12 protein-coding genes and 1 riboswitch are annotated in these 14,017 nt (G+C 71.4%); of the genes, 6 read left to right on the top strand and 6 right to left on the bottom strand.

The annotated features are described in order from the left end of the window. Positions 1-71 precede the first annotated feature (71 nt). From rlmN to ACWD4B_RS16160, 4 genes are all read left to right on the top strand, one after another. Entirely contained in the window at positions 72-1,178 is a 1,107-nt protein-coding gene (gene rlmN / locus ACWD4B_RS16175; protein ID WP_336415629.1) for a 23S rRNA (adenine(2503)-C(2))-methyltransferase RlmN, read from the top strand. 40 nt (positions 1,179-1,218) lie between these two features. Further along, positions 1,219-1,324: riboswitch (TPP riboswitch) on the top strand. Beyond that, entirely contained in the window at positions 1,320-2,429 is a 1,110-nt protein-coding gene (locus ACWD4B_RS16170; protein WP_451421328.1) for a thiamine ABC transporter substrate-binding protein, read from the top strand. (Overlaps the previous riboswitch by 5 nt.) Positions 2,430-2,527: 98 nt before the next feature. Further along, on the top strand, positions 2,528-4,141 hold the full coding sequence (locus ACWD4B_RS16165; RefSeq protein WP_451421343.1) for an ABC transporter permease: 1,614 nt from the start codon (positions 2,528-2,530) through the stop codon (positions 4,139-4,141). Next, a complete protein-coding gene (locus ACWD4B_RS16160) occupies positions 4,141-5,163 on the top strand; it encodes an ABC transporter ATP-binding protein (protein WP_451421327.1) in 1,023 nt (340 codons plus the stop codon). The genes ACWD4B_RS16165 and ACWD4B_RS16160 overlap by 1 nt, the downstream gene beginning before the upstream one ends. Positions 5,164-5,242: 79 nt before the next feature. Here ACWD4B_RS16160 and ACWD4B_RS16155 read toward each other — a convergent pair whose 3' ends face one another. From ACWD4B_RS16155 to ACWD4B_RS16135, 5 genes are all read right to left on the bottom strand, one after another. Next, a complete protein-coding gene (locus ACWD4B_RS16155) occupies positions 5,243-6,154 on the bottom strand; it encodes a hypothetical protein (protein WP_451421326.1) in 912 nt (303 codons plus the stop codon). 129 nt (positions 6,155-6,283) lie between these two features. Continuing rightward, positions 6,284-7,492, bottom strand: a complete 1,209-nt coding sequence (locus ACWD4B_RS16150) for a hypothetical protein (protein WP_451421325.1) — start codon at positions 7,490-7,492, stop codon at positions 6,284-6,286. Beyond that, the gene (locus ACWD4B_RS16145; protein ID WP_336415634.1) at positions 7,474-8,211 is read right to left on the bottom strand and encodes an ATP-binding cassette domain-containing protein; all 738 of its coding nucleotides are present in this window, start codon (positions 8,209-8,211) and stop codon (positions 7,474-7,476) included. The genes ACWD4B_RS16150 and ACWD4B_RS16145 overlap by 19 nt, the downstream gene beginning before the upstream one ends. Before the next feature lie 217 nt (positions 8,212-8,428). Next, a complete protein-coding gene (locus ACWD4B_RS16140) occupies positions 8,429-9,808 on the bottom strand; it encodes an aspartate aminotransferase family protein (protein WP_451421342.1) in 1,380 nt (459 codons plus the stop codon). Next, complete coding sequence (locus tag ACWD4B_RS16135; RefSeq protein ID WP_390776752.1) at positions 9,793-10,287, bottom strand: Lrp/AsnC family transcriptional regulator; 495 nt, start codon at positions 10,285-10,287, stop codon at positions 9,793-9,795. Before ACWD4B_RS16135 ends, ACWD4B_RS16140 begins: the two co-directional genes overlap by 16 nt. Positions 10,288-10,462: 175 nt before the next feature. Here ACWD4B_RS16135 and ACWD4B_RS16130 point away from each other — a divergent pair, with 175 nt between their 5' ends. Together ACWD4B_RS16130 and ACWD4B_RS16125 are read left to right on the top strand one after the other, a co-directional pair. Beyond that, complete coding sequence (locus tag ACWD4B_RS16130; protein WP_451421324.1) at positions 10,463-11,914, top strand: gamma-aminobutyraldehyde dehydrogenase; 1,452 nt, start codon at positions 10,463-10,465, stop codon at positions 11,912-11,914. 238 nt (positions 11,915-12,152) lie between these two features. Beyond that, entirely contained in the window at positions 12,153-13,316 is a 1,164-nt protein-coding gene (locus ACWD4B_RS16125; protein ID WP_451421341.1) for a polyamine ABC transporter substrate-binding protein, read from the top strand. Here the strand turns inward: ACWD4B_RS16125 and ACWD4B_RS16120 are convergent. Then, positions 13,282-14,001, bottom strand: coding sequence for a glycerophosphodiester phosphodiesterase (locus ACWD4B_RS16120; protein ID WP_451421323.1), 720 nt, complete (start codon positions 13,999-14,001; stop codon positions 13,282-13,284). The genes ACWD4B_RS16125 and ACWD4B_RS16120 overlap by 35 nt on opposite strands. Between the last annotated feature and the right edge of the window lie 16 nt (positions 14,002-14,017).

The following is a 14,017-nucleotide window of genomic DNA, read 5'->3' as shown; positions in this document are numbered from 1 at the left end:
TTTACCAAACGGGGCCTGCTGTCCACCGGACGGCGGGCCCCGTTCCGTACGTCTGCGACACTGGAAGAACCATGCCTAAGCCCGGAGAACTCACTTTCGTCGCCCCCCGCGGAGCCAAGAAGCCCCCGCGGCACCTTGCCGACCTCAGCCCCGCCGAACGCCGCGAGGCCGTCGCCGCGATCGGCGAGAAGCCGTTCCGTGCGAAGCAGCTGTCACAGCACTACTTCGCCCGGTACGCGCACGACCCGGAGGCATGGACCGACATCCCCGCCGCCGCGCGCGAGAAGCTCGCGAGCGAGCTGCTGCCGCAGCTGATGAGCGTGGTGCGGCACATCTCGTGCGACAACGACACCACCCGCAAGACCCTCTGGCGGCTCCACGACGGCAAGCTCGTCGAGTCGGTGCTGATGCGCTACCCCGACCGCGTCACCATGTGCATCAGCTCCCAGGCGGGCTGCGGCATGAACTGCCCGTTCTGCGCCACCGGCCAGGCCGGTCTCGAGCGCAACCTGTCGACCGCCGAGATCGTGCACCAGATCGTGGACGGCATGCGCGCGCTGCGCGACGGCGAGGTGCCCGGAGGCCCGGCGCGGCTGTCCAACATCGTCTTCATGGGCATGGGCGAGCCGCTCGCCAACTACAACCGCGTGGTCGGCGCCATCCGCCGGCTCACCGACCCCGAGCCGGACGGCCTCGGGCTCTCCCAGCGTGGCATCACGGTCTCCACGGTCGGCCTGGTCCCCGCGATGCACCGGTTCGCGGACGAGGGCTTCAAGTGCCGCCTCGCGGTCTCGCTGCACGCGCCCGACGACGAGCTGCGCGACACCCTCGTGCCGGTCAACACCCGCTGGAAGGTCCGCGAGGTCCTGGACGCCGCCTGGGAGTACGCGGAGCGGTCCGGCCGCCGGATCTCCATCGAGTACGCCCTGATCCGGGACATCAACGACCAGGCCTGGCGCGGCGACCTCCTGGGCCGGCTGCTCAAGGGCAAGCGGGTGCACGTCAACCTGATCCCCCTCAACCCCACCCCGGGGTCGAAGTGGACGGCCTCCCGCCCCGAGGACGAGCGGGCCTTCGTCGCGGCGATCGCCGCGCACGGCGTGCCCGTGACCGTCCGGGACACCCGCGGCCAGGAGATCGACGGGGCCTGCGGCCAGCTCGCCGCCACCGAGCGCTGAGCCCGGCTGATACTGTCCGTCTGCATCATTCGTACAAATGAACATCCGACAGGGGAGCGCACACAGCGCTGAGAGTGCGGCACGGCCCGCAGACCCTCGGACCTGATCCGGTTAGTACCGGCGTAGGGAGTCAGCTCGACCATGAACACCACTCTCCGGCGTGCCCTCGGGGCCGCCCTCGTCGGCGTGCTCGGCCTGCCCGCACTCGCCGCGTGCGGCGGCTCCGGCAGCTCGAAGAGCTCCGAGTCGTCGGGCGGCAAGGGCGACAAGACCGTCACGCTCGTCTCGCACGACTCCTTCGCGGCCTCGGACTCCGTGCTCAAGGAGTTCACGCAGCAGACCGGCTACACCGTCAAGGTGATCAAGAGCGGTGACGCCGGCCAGGCCGTCAACCAGGCCATCCTCTCCAAGAGCCACCCGCAGGGCGATGTCTTCTTCGGCGTGGACAACACGCTGCTCTCGCGCGCGCTCGACAACGGGCTGTTCACCTCGTACCAGGCCAAGGGCCTGGACCGGGTCCCCGCCGACCTCCAGCTCGACGCCGGGCAGCACCGCGTCACGCCCATCGACACCGGCGACATCTGCGTCAACTACGACCGCGCCTACTTCGCCGACCACAAGCTGGCCCCGCCGCAGACCCTCGACGACCTGGTCAAGCCGGAGTACAAGAACCTCCTCGTCACGGAGAACTCCGCAACCTCCTCCCCGGGCCTCGCCTTCCAGCTCACCACCATCGCCAAGTTCGGTGACGACGGCTGGCAGGACTACTGGAAGAAGCTGAAGGACAACAACGTCGAGGTCGTCGACGGCTGGGAGCAGGCCTACAACAGCCGCTTCTCCGGCTCCGCCGCCGGCAAGAAGGCCAAGGGCGACAAGCCGCTCGTCGTCTCCTACGCCTCCAGCCCGCCGGCCGAGGTGCTCGACATGAAGCCGCAGCCGGACCCCAAGGACGCCCCGAGCGGCGTCGCGACCGGCACGTGCTTCCGGCAGACCGAGTTCGCCGGACTGCTCAAGGGCGCCAAGAACACCGAAGGCGGCAAGGCCCTGATCGACTTCCTGCTGAGCAAGACGTTCCAGGAGGACATGCCGCTCCAGATGTTCGTCAAGCCGGCGAACCAGGACGCCAAGCTGCCCGAGGTGTTCACCAAGTACGGTGCACAGATCGACAGTTCGGCCACCGTCGACCCGCAGAAGATCGCCAAGAACCGTGACCAGTGGGTCAAGGCATGGTCCTCGCTCGTCCTGAAGTAGATCGTCCTGAAGCAACGGACCGTCCCGAAGTGACCGCACGGGACGCCGACAAGGCGTCCCGTGCGACCTTCCGGCAGACGGTTGTGCGGCTCGGTCTGATGGCCCTGCCGCTCGCTTTCTTCGGGGTCTTCTTCGCCTTCCCCGTCGCCTCGATCGTCTCCCGGGGACTGAAGAGCGACGGGCAGTGGCAGTTCGGCCGGATCGGCGAGGTGCTCACCGACTCGGAGACCGTCCACGTCCTGTGGTTCACCACGTGGCAGGCCGCCGCCTCCACGGCCCTCACCCTCGCGCTCGCGCTCCCCGGCGCGTACGTCTTCGCCCGCTTCGACTTCCCCGGCAAGCAGGTGCTGCGGGCCGTGGTCACCGTTCCGTTCGTGCTGCCGACCGTCGTCGTCGGCTCGGCCTTCCTGGCGCTGCTGGGCCACGGCGGACTGCTGGATGAGTGGTGGGGCATCCGCCTGGACACCACGGTCTGGGCGATCCTGATCGCACACGTCTTCTTCAACTACGCCGTGGTCGTACGGACCGTCGGCGGCCTGTGGGCCCAGCTCGACCCCCGCCAGGAGGAGGCCGCCCGCGTACTCGGCGCAGGCCGCCTGGCCGCCTGGCGGCGCGTGACGCTGCCCGCACTCGCACCCGCCGTCGCGGCGGCGGCGCTGATGGTCTTCCTGTTCACCTTCACCTCCTTCGGCGTCGTCCAGATCCTCGGCGGACCGCGCTACGCCACGCTCGAAGTGGAGATCTACCAGCAGACCGCACAGCTGCTGGACCTGCCCACGGCCGCGGTGCTCACCCTGCTGCAGTTCCTGGCCGTGGCCCTGCTGCTCGCGGTGCACGCCCGGACCGTGCGCCGGCGCGAGGCCACCCTGAGGCTGGTGAGCGCGGCACGGACCGCGCGCCGCCCGCAGGGGGCGGGCCAGTGGGCCCTGCTGGCCGCCGTCCTCGCCACGGTCGTCCTCCTGGTGCTCGTACCGCTCGCCGTCCTCGTCCTGCGCTCCTTCGACGGGCCCGACGGCTACGGGATCGCCTTCTACCGCGCCCTCGCCTCGGCGGGCGACAACGGTGGCACCTTCGTCGTCGCCCCGCTGGAGGCCATCGGCAACTCCATGGCCTACGGACTGGCCGCCACCGCCATCGCCGTCGTCGTGGGCGGGCTCGCCGCCGCGGCGCTCACCCGGCGGGAGGGCAGGCTCGTCCGCGGCTTCGACGCCCTGCTGATGCTGCCGCTGGGCACCTCGGCCGTCACCGTCGGATTCGGTTTCCTCATCAGCCTCGACGAACCCCCGCTGGACCTGCGGACCTCCTGGATCCTGGTGCCGCTGGCCCAGGCACTGGTGGGCGTGCCCTTCGTCGTGCGGACCATGCTGCCGGTCCTGCGCGCGGTCGACCACCGGCTGCGCGAGGCCGCCGCCGTGCTGGGCGCCTCACCGCTGCGGGCGTGGCGCGAGGTCGATCTGCCCCTCGTGGGGCGGGCGCTGGCGGTCGCGGCGGGCTTCGCCTTCGCCGTCTCACTGGGCGAGTTCGGGGCGACCGTCTTCATCGCCCGCCCCGACAGCCCGACCCTTCCGGTGGCCGTGGCCCGGCTGCTCGGCCGCCCCGGTGAGTTCAACTACGGGCAGGCGATGGCCCTCAGCACGATCCTGATGCTGGTGTGCGCCGCGGCGCTGCTGGTGCTGGAACGCCTTCGCACCGACCGCACGGGAGAGTTCTGATGTCCATGCTGCGACTCGACGGCGTGACCGTCCGCTTCGGCGAGCGTGCGGTGCTGGACGCCGTCGACCTCGACGTCGCCGAGCACGAGACCGTCTGCGTGCTCGGGCCGAGCGGCAGCGGCAAGTCCACGCTGCTGCGGGTCGTCGCCGGGCTGCAACGCCCCGACGCCGGACGGGTGTTCCTCGCGGGCGAGGACCAGGGCGGCGTGCCCGTGCACAGGCGCGGCGTGGGCCTGATGTTCCAGGACCACCAGCTCTTCCCGCAGCGGGACGTCGCGGGCAACGTCGGCTTCGGACTGCGCATGCGCAAGGCCGGGCGGGCGGAGACGGAGCGCAGGGTCGCCGGGCTGCTCGACCTCGTGGGGCTGCCGGGTGCGCAGCGGCGTGCGATCGCGGCACTGTCCGGCGGCGAGCAGCAGCGCGTCGCCCTGGCGCGGGCCCTCGCCCCGGAACCGCGGCTGCTGATGCTGGACGAGCCGCTCGGCCAGCTCGACCGGGGCCTGCGCGAGCGGCTGGTGGCGGAACTGCGCGAGCTGTTCGGCCGGTTGGGGACGACCGTGCTGGCCGTCACGCACGACCAGGGCGAGGCGTTTGCCCTGGCCGACCGGGTGGTGGTGATGCGCGACGGCCGCATCGCGCAGTCGGGGACCCCGCTGGAGGTGTGGCAGCGCCCGGCGTCGGAGTTCGTGGCGCGCTTCCTCGGTTTCGACAACATCGTCGAGGCGACGGTGAGCGGCGAGCGGGCCGAGACGGTGTGGGGCCGGGTGCCGGTCCCGGCGGGGACTCCGGGCGGTGTGTGCCGGGTGCTGGTGCGGCCGGCGGGGGTTCGGTTCTCGCCGGTGGCGGAGGGGCTGTCGTGCGAGGTGGTTTCGCGGACGTTCCGCGGGGACCATGTGGCGGTGCGGCTGCGGGCGGCTGCGGGGCCGGAGTTGGAGGCGGCGTGCCGGCTCGGCGAGGCGCCGGAGGCCGGGGTGCGGGTGGGGGTCTCGTTCGCCGCGGACGAGGTGGTTGTTCTCCCCTGACCCGCCCCTTCCCGTAACCGAGGCTTCGCCCCGGACCCCGGTCACGGTTCTGCCCGGTGGGCACAACCCGCGCGTGGGCTCAGCCCACAGGGGTCAACTCCGGCTCCGGCGCAGCCGAGTGGGCGTCCGGTTCGCCGAACCAGGCCACTGCCACCGCGCCTGCCACCGCCAGCAGGAAGCCCAGGACGGCCATCCATGCGAAGCCGTCGCGGGACGCGTCCCCGAGCCACATGACGCCGATGATGCCGGGCAGTACCGTCTCGCCCACGACCAGTGCCGCGGTGGCGCCGTTCACCGAGCCGATCTGCAGGGCGACCGTGTGCAGGTACATGCCGACGGTGCCCGAGATGAGGATCGCGTAGAGGGCCGGGTCGGCGATCAGGGTCGGCAGGTCGAAGGGGTCGATGCCGTTCAGGATGCGGACACCCACGCCGATCGCGCCGAAGCCGAGGCCGGACAGCAGACCGGCGAGGATCGCGGCGCGTGAGCCCATCAGGCGCACCGCGACGGTGCCGCCGCCCATCAGTACGACCGAGATGACCAGCAGCCACCAGTGCGTGGACATCGCGGCGTCGCCGCTGCCCTCGTGACCCGCTGCCGTGGCCAGCAGCACCAGGGCCGAGCAGACGACGCCGATGGATATCCACTCCGGCCTGGTGAGCCGGATGCCCAGGAGCTTGATGCTCAGCAGGGCGGTGACGATGAGGTTGGCGCTGATGACCGTCTGGGAGAGGAACAGCGGCAGCATCCGCGCGGCCAGCGCGCCGAGCCCGAAGCCCACGAAGTCCAGCACCGTGCCGACCATGAACTCCCACGTCACCGCGGCCTTCGCGGTCGAGGAGAGGCTCGGTCCGCCGTGCTGGGTGGTCCCGGTGCCGGAGGCCGCGGCGGCCTCCCTGCGGGCCGATTTCCGCGAGCCCACGGCTTGCAGGACCGAGCCTGTGCCGTAACAGACCGAGGCCGCGACAGCCGTCACAAGGCCGATGATCACCACTTGCTCCGTTCACCCGAAAACGTCAGTAAACCGTCGTGCCTGTAGCAGACGTGGTTTTCGGGGCCGGAGTTGCTTGGAGTCAAGAACTGGTCAAAAGTCGTGACCAGCAGGGCTTTCCGCCCGGCGTCACCTGGTGAGCGGGAGCGCTGCCAGCTCCGCGACGGCCCACGTGAGCGGCGTCAGTACGGCCAGCATCGCGCAGGTCCGCACGGCGGCCGCACCGCGCAGCAGGGTCAGCGGGATCCCCAGGCGCAGCAGGGCCGTTGTGGTCTCGCCGCGGGTCTGCCGGGCCTCCAGGGCCGCGGTGATCGCGGTGGCCGTGACGCAGGCCATCACCACGGCGGCCCCCAGGCCGGTGAGCGGACCGAACGGGCGGGGACCCGAGTGCTCCCAGGCCGCGCCGTACAGCTCGACCGCGGCCAGGGCGCCGGAGGCGACCGCGCACAGCACCCCGAGGGGCCTGCCGATCCGGGTCGCCGCGTCCTGCAGTATCCGCCCGGCCAGCAGCCGCACGGCCCCCGGCCGCCCGGTGGCCAGCAGGGCTCCGCACCAGTGGGTCAGGCCCGGCCCGGCCAGCACCAGGCCGGCGCAGGCCAGCAGCCAGCCGCCGAGCAGGCCGGGGGAGGCGGCGCCCTCCCGGCCCGGCAGCGCCAGCAGGGCGCCCGGCTCGGGCGCCGGGGCGTGGCCCACGTACGCCTCCAGGGCGAGGCCCGTCGCGATGACCGCGACGCCCCAGGGCAACCCCGCGTAGGACGGCCGGGGTTCGTGACGCGCGGCCTCCGCGGCGCCCGGCTCGACGGGCTCGGCAGCCCGGCCCGTACGCTCCTTGCGCGGGCGCAGCAGCACGGCGCACGCGCCCGCTGCGAGCGCGGGCAGCAGCCCCAGCAGGGTGAGGGCCGCGCCCCACGGGAGCCCGGCGTCCGCATCCAGCAGGTGCGCCGCCGCACCGCTGAGCGGGGTGCCGCCCAGGTCGCCGCGGAGCTCCAGGTAGACCAGGAGGGCGGCGCCGCTGCCGGCCAGGCAGGCCACGGCGGTCGAGGCCGCCGCGAGCAGCGACAGCTGCACCGGGCCGAACCCGGCCGCGTCCAGCCCGTCGCGCGGACGGGTCGCCGGGTCCGAACGGGCCACGGCGACCGCGAACTGCACCGCGGCGGCCAGCGGGACCACGCACCACAGCAGCCGCACCAGCGACTCCTCCGGCTGCCCGGGGTGCGCCACCGCGAACCCCAGCGTGCACAGCAGCAGGAAACCGACCCCCGACGCGGCCAGCGCGACCAGCAGCCGGCGCAGCAGGACGAGCGGGTGCGCCCCGCGCGCTAGGCGGAGACTGAGCACGCCGCTCTGCCCTCCCCCTCGGTCGCGTCCGGCACCGGGATGCCGCCGCCGCGGCGGCCGTCGACCAGCGTGACCGAGCGGTCGGCCAGGGCGCCGCTCTCGTCGTCCAGCGTGGCCAGGACGACCGTGATGTGGTGCGAGCGGGCGGCCGTGGTCAGGGTGCGCAGCACCTGGGCGCGGTCGGCGCTGTGCAGGGGGGCGGTCGGCTCGTCGGCGAAGACCACGGTCGGCTCGGCGGCCAGCGCGCGGGCGATGGCGATCCGCTGGCGCTGCGCCTGCGTCAGCGCACCGGGCTTTCTGCGCGCACAGTCCCCGACGTCGAGCCGCTCCAGCCACTCCAGGGCCGTCTGTTTGGCCGCCCGGTGGGCCGTGCCCCGCACCAGCAGCGGGAGCGCGGCGTTCTCCCAGCCCGACAGCTCCGGGACCAGGTGCGGGGTGGAGTCGATCCAGCCGAAGCGCTCGCGGCGCAGCCGCTCACGGGCGGCGCGGGAGAGCGTGTGCACCGGCGCGCTGTTGAACCACACCTCGCCGGGGTCGGGCAGCAGCTGGCCCGACAGGCACTTCAGAAGCGTGGTCTTCCCGGCGCCGCGGGGCCCCGTGACGGCCAGGACCTCGCCTTCGCGGACACCGATCGAGACGCCCGTGAGGGCGGGGGAACCGCTGTAGGAGTAGTGCAGGCCACGTGCCCAGAGCACGTCGTTGTCCGGCGGGGCCACCATGTGAAGCACACCTCGGGTCGCTGAAGGGTCCGTTCCCCTGTGCGGGTGAACGAACCGGAGGCCATTGGGTCACTGGCACCGTACGGAACCGGGATCCTAGCCTCGGTCCAGGCTCGGCGCGGGAGAGCCCGACTTTCCTCCCATCGGACTCATCCCATCGGTCTCAACCGCCCCGAGGACTACCCGTGTGCTGCGGCGGCCATGCGCCGGACGCCGGTCAGATCCTGCTCCACGCCTCCGTCAGGACGCCACGGACGATCTGCTCGATCTCGTCGAACGTCGACCGGTCCGAGATCAGCGGCGGCGCGAGCTGGACGACCGGGTCGCCGCGGTCGTCGGCACGGCAGTACAGCCCGTTCTCGAAGAGCTTCTTGGAGACGAAGCCGTACAGCAGCCGCTCGCACTCCTCCGGCGTGAACGACTCCTTGGTGGCCTTGTCCTTCACCAGCTCGATGCCGTAGAAGAAGCCGTTGCCGCGCACGTCGCCGACGATCGGCAGGTCGTGCAGCTTGGACAGGGTGCCGTGGAACGCGGCCTCGTTGTCGAGGACGTGCTGGTTGAGGCCCTCGCGCTCGAAGATGTCGAGGTTGGCGAGCGCGACCGCCGCGGAGACCGGGTGGCCGCCGAAGGTGTAGCCGTGCAGGAAGGTGTTGCTGCCCTTGAAGAACGGCTCGGCGATGCGGTCGGAGACGACGGCGGCACCGATGGGGGAGTAGCCGGAGGTCATGCCCTTGGCGCAGGTGATGATGTCCGGCACGTAGCCGAACTTGTCGCACGCGAACATCGTGCCGAGGCGGCCGAAGGCGCAGATGACCTCGTCGGAGACGAGCAGCACGTCGTAGGTGTCGCAGATCTCGCGCACCCGCTGGAAGTAGCCGGGCGGCGGCGGGAAGCAGCCGCCCGCGTTCTGCACGGGCTCCAGGAAGACAGCGGCGACGGTGTCGGGGCCCTCGAAGAGGATCTGCTGCTCGATCTGGTCGGCGGCCCAGCGGCCGAAGGCCTCGGGGTCGTCCCCGAAGAGGGGCGCCCGGTAGATATTGGTGTTGGGCACCTTGTGGGCGCCGGGGACCAGGGGCTCGAAGGGGGCCTTGAGGGCCGGGAGGCCGGTGATGGCCAGGGCGCCCTGCGGCGTGCCGTGGTAGGCGACGTTGCGGGATATGACCTTGTACTTCGTGGGGTTGCCGGTGAGCTTGTGGTACTGCTTCGCCAGCTTCCACGCGGTCTCGACGGCCTCGCCGCCGCCGGTGGTGAAGAAGACCTTGTTGAGGTCGCCGGGGGCGTAGTGGGCCAGGCGCTCGGCCAGTTCGACGGCCTTGGGGTGCGCGTAGCTCCACACGGGGAAGAAGGCCAGCTCCTGCGCCTGCTTGGCGGCCGCCTCGGCCAGTTCGGCGCGGCCGTGGCCGGCCTGCACCACGAACAGGCCGGCGAGACCGTCGAGGTAGCGCTTGCCGTGCTCGTCGTAGACGTAGGTGCCCTCGCCGCGCACGATGACGGGCACCGGGTTCTTCTCGTACGACGACATGCGGGTGAAGTGCATCCACAGGTGGTCGTACGCGGTTCGGGAGTGGTCCTTGCTCACGGCTATCGGGTTCCCCAGGTATAGGTCTGCTTGCGGAGCTTGAGGTAGACGAAGCTCTCCGTGGAGCGCACGCCGGGCAGGGTGCGGATCCGCTTGTTGATCGTTTCGAGGAGATGGTCGTCGTCCTCGGCCACGATCTCGATGAGGAGGTCGAAGGAGCCCGCCGTCACCACGACGTACTCCACTTCGTCCATCGCCGTCAGGGCATCGGCGACCGGGTCGAGGTCTCCCTCGACGTTGATGCCGACCATCGCCTGCCGCCGGAATCCCACGGTGAGCGGGTCGGTGACGGCGACGATCTGCATCGCACCCTGGTCGAGCAGCTTCTGCACGCGCTGCCGGACCGCCGCTTCGGACAGTCCGACCGCTTTGCCGATCGCCGCGTAGGGGCGGCGGCCGTCCTCCTGGAGCTGCTCGATGATCGCCAGGGAGACGGCGTCGATCGGCTGCGTGCCGGTCACGCTCTTGAGGTCTGCGTTACGAGTGGCCACGGGCACCACTGTGCATGAGGACTCGTCTGTGTGGCAAGCCCGGATCGATGAAATTCGTTGTTCAGGATCCTATAAGCAACTGATTCAGTTGTTCGTGTCGTGTGGGTATGTCGAAAGCGTGGCCCGACTGACTAGGGTGGGCATCTCAGCAATCGGACATGGACAGAAGGGGTGGCGCATCGTGACCACCGAGCTGCGTCGACTGCGCAACTACATCGACGGGGAGTTCAGGGACGCCGCCGACGGGCGGACCACCGACGTGGTCGATCCGGCCACGGGCGAGGCCTACGCGACCGCCCCGCTGTCCGGCGCCGCCGACGTCGACGCCGCCATGGCCGCCGCGCAGGCCGCGTTCCCCGTCTGGCGCGACCTGGTCCCCGGCGAGCGGCAGAAGGTCCTCCTGAAGATCGCCGACGCGGTCGAGGCGCGGGCCGACGAGCTGATCGCGACCGAGTCCGAGAACACCGGCAAGCCCCTCGCGCTCACCCGCAGCGAGGAGGTGCCGCCCATGGTCGACCAGATCCGCTTCTTCGCGGGCGCCGCCCGGATGCTCGAAGGCCGCTCGGCCGGCGAGTACATGGAGGGGATGACGTCCATCGTCCGGCGCGAGCCGGTGGGCGTCTGCGCCCAGGTGGCGCCGTGGAACTACCCGATGATGATGGCCGTGTGGAAGTTCGCCCCGGCGCTCGCCGCGGGCAACACCGTCGTCCTCAAGCCCTCCGACACCACCCCCGCCTCCACCGTGCTGCTCGCCGAGATCATCGGCGGGGTCCTGGAGGAACTGGGCCACCCCAAGGGCGTGTTCAACGTCATCTGCGGCGACCGCGAGACGGGCCGGCTGATGGTCGAGCACCCGGTGCCCGCGATGGCCTCCATCACCGGCTCCGTGCGGGCCGGCATGCAGGTCGCCGAGTCCGCCTCCCGCGACCTCAAGCGCGTCCACCTGGAGCTGGGCGGCAAGGCGCCGGTCGTCGTCTTCGAGGACGCCGACATCGCCAAGGCCGTCGAGGAGATCTCCGTCGCGGGGTACTTCAACGCCGGCCAGGACTGTACGGCCGCGACGCGCGTGCTGGTCCACGAGTCGGTGCACGACGAGTTCGTGACGGCTCTGGCCAAGGCCGCCGCCGACACCAAGACCGGCCTGCCGGACGACGAGGACGTGCTCTACGGCCCCCTCAACAATGCCAACCAGCTGAAGCAGGTCTCCGGCTTCATCGAGCGCCTGCCCGCCCACGCCAAGGTCGAGGCCGGCGGTCACCGGGTGGGGGAGAAGGGCTACTTCTTCGCGCCCACCGTGGTCTCCGGGCTCAAGCAGGACGACGAGATCATCCAGCACGAGGTCTTCGGCCCGGTGATCACCGTCCAGTCCTTCGCCGACGAGAAGCAGGCCGTCGAGTACGCCAACGGCGTCGAGTACGCGCTGGCCTCATCGGTGTGGACCAAGGACCACGCGCGGGCCATGCGGATGTCCAAGGCCCTCGACTTCGGCTGCGTCTGGATCAACACGCACATCCCGCTCGTCGCGGAGATGCCGCACGGCGGCTTCAAGAAGTCCGGCTACGGCAAGGACCTCTCCTCCTACGGCTTCGAGGACTACACCCGCATCAAGCACGTGATGACCTCGCTGGGCTAGGGGGGCATCGCCCCGTCAGGGGCGCGGGGAACTGCGCGACCAGCCACGACGTGCCCGCAGCCGAGGTTCTCGGGGCTTCGCCCCGGACCTCCGGGGTGGTGCGTCGGCTGCAGGCCGTCCTGGGCCGGTCGCGCAGTTCCCCGCGCCCCTTCGGGGCACCCCTGCCGGGCGGGATATCATCGGCCCCCGCCGCCCCACCAGCCATCCTGCCGGAATGCGAGAGAAGCCCGTGAAGCCCCTGTCCCGCCGGACCCTGCTGCGGGCGCTGGGCGCCGGCGCCGGGGCCGCCGCACTCGCCGGTTGCGGCGTGCCCGCCGCCTACGTCGCCCCGCGCGACCGGGCCGCGGCGGATCGTTCCGCCACGGACAGGCGGCTGGTCTTCGCCAACTGGCCGCTCTACATCGACACCGACGACAAGGACCCGCAGCGCCGGCCGACGCTGGACGACTTCGAGAAGCGCACCGGCATCTCGGTGAAGTACACCGAAGAGATCAACGACAACGACGAGTTCTTCGGCAAGATCAGCCCGGCGCTGATGAACCACCAGCAGACCGGCCGGGACATCATCGTCGTCAGCGACTGGATGTGCGCCCGCTACGTCCGGCTGGGCTGGGTCCAGGAGATGGACCGGGACCGCCAGCCCCACGTGGCCCGCAACCTCGACCCGCTGCTGCGCAAGCCGTCCTTCGACCCCGGGCGGCGGCACACCGTCCCCTGGCAGTCGGGCATCACCGGCATCGCCTACAACCGCAAGAAGCTCGGCCGGGAGATCCGGCACACCTCGGACCTGTGGAAGGACGACCTGCGCGGCCGGGTCACCCTGCTGGCCGGGATGGACGAGGCCTTCTCCCTGCTGATGCAGGGCAACGGCGCCGACGTCACCCGCTGGACCGCCGACGACTTCCACCGCATGGCCGACCAGCTGCGCGAGCTCGTCCGCACGAAGCACATCCGCCGCTTCACCGGCAACGACTACATCAAGGACCTGTCGTCCGGCGACGTGCTCGCCTGCCAGGCCTACTCCGGCGACATCATCCAGCTCCAGGCCGACAACCCCGACATCCAGTTCGTGGTGCCGGAGGAGGGTGCCGAGCTGTGGGCGGAGAGCATGATGATCCCGAACCTGGCGGCGCACAAGAGCAACGCCGAGCGGATCATCGACTACTACTACGAGCCGGAGGTGGCCGCCCGGCTGGCGGCCGCCGTCAACTACGTCTGCCCGGTGCCCGCGGCGCGCGAGGTCCTGGCCTCGTCCAAGAACAAGGACGAGGCGGCGCTCGCGGAGAACCCGCTGGTGTTCCCGACCGAGGACATGCGCAAGCGGCTCGCGACGGCACGGGACATGACGGCCAGGGAACGGCCGGGGTTCACGAAGGTGTGGAACGAGATCGTGGGGCTGTGAGACCCCGCAGGGTCCCGATCCGGTTCGTCGTGATCGAGTCCACCCCTGCGGCCAGCAGCCGCCGCATCGTGCGCCGCGTGTCCGCCGTCCACGCCGAGACCAGCAGGCCGTCCGCATGGTTGCGGGCCACCAGTTCCGGACTCACCAGCCCGAAGCGGTAGTTGAGCCACCGCGGTTGCACCTCCGCGAGGAGGGCCGGCCGGGGCGGGGCCAGCGTGGTCCAGGTCAGGGCGATCTCCGCATCGTCGTCCGCGCGGCGCACCGCGAGCATCGAGGGGGCGGCGCCGCAGTAGTACACGCGGCCGGCCGCACCGGACGCGTGCACCTCGGCGACGGCAGCGGCGGCGGCCGACGGGTCGGGCAGGTCGATGAACAGCCGTGCCCCGTCGGCTCCTTCGGGCGCCTCCGCGAGCGTCTCCCGCAGCGTCGGCACCCCGCCGCCGGTCCGTCCGCGCACCTCGTCGGCGGTGAGCGCGCCGAGCGGCCGGTCGACGCCCCACAGCCGCTGCAGCGTCGCGTCGTGCAGCAGGACGGGCACTCCGTCGCGGGTCAGCCGGACGTCGATCTCCACGGCCCCGGCCCCCGCCAGCACCGCGGAGCGGATCGAGGGCAGGGTGTTCTCGCGGTGGACGTACGGGTCGCCGCGGTGGGCGACGGCAGTGAACGCTGTGGCCATGGGGCTCATTGTGGCGGAGGCGCGG

Source organism: Streptomyces sp. NPDC002536 (assembly GCF_053594995.1).
Note: the sequence above shows the minus strand (reverse complement) of the source record. Positions and strands in the feature narration are given on the sequence as shown.

Excerpts from the sequence above, each read along its gene's own strand:
- ACWD4B_RS16160 (WP_451421327.1), top strand. The coding sequence starts at position 4,141 with ATGTCCATGCTGCGACTCGACGGCGTGACCGTCCGCTTCGGCGAGCGT.
- ACWD4B_RS16170 (WP_451421328.1), top strand. The coding sequence starts at position 1,320 with ATGAACACCACTCTCCGGCGTGCCCTCGGGGCCGCCCTCGTCGGCGTG.
- ACWD4B_RS16165 (WP_451421343.1), top strand. The coding sequence starts at position 2,528 with ATGGCCCTGCCGCTCGCTTTCTTCGGGGTCTTCTTCGCCTTCCCCGTC.
- ACWD4B_RS16120 (WP_451421323.1), bottom strand. The coding sequence starts at position 14,001 with ATGAGCCCCATGGCCACAGCGTTCACTGCCGTCGCCCACCGCGGCGAC.
- ACWD4B_RS16145 (WP_336415634.1), bottom strand. The coding sequence starts at position 8,211 with ATGGTGGCCCCGCCGGACAACGACGTGCTCTGGGCACGTGGCCTGCAC.
- rlmN (WP_336415629.1), top strand. The coding sequence starts at position 72 with ATGCCTAAGCCCGGAGAACTCACTTTCGTCGCCCCCCGCGGAGCCAAG.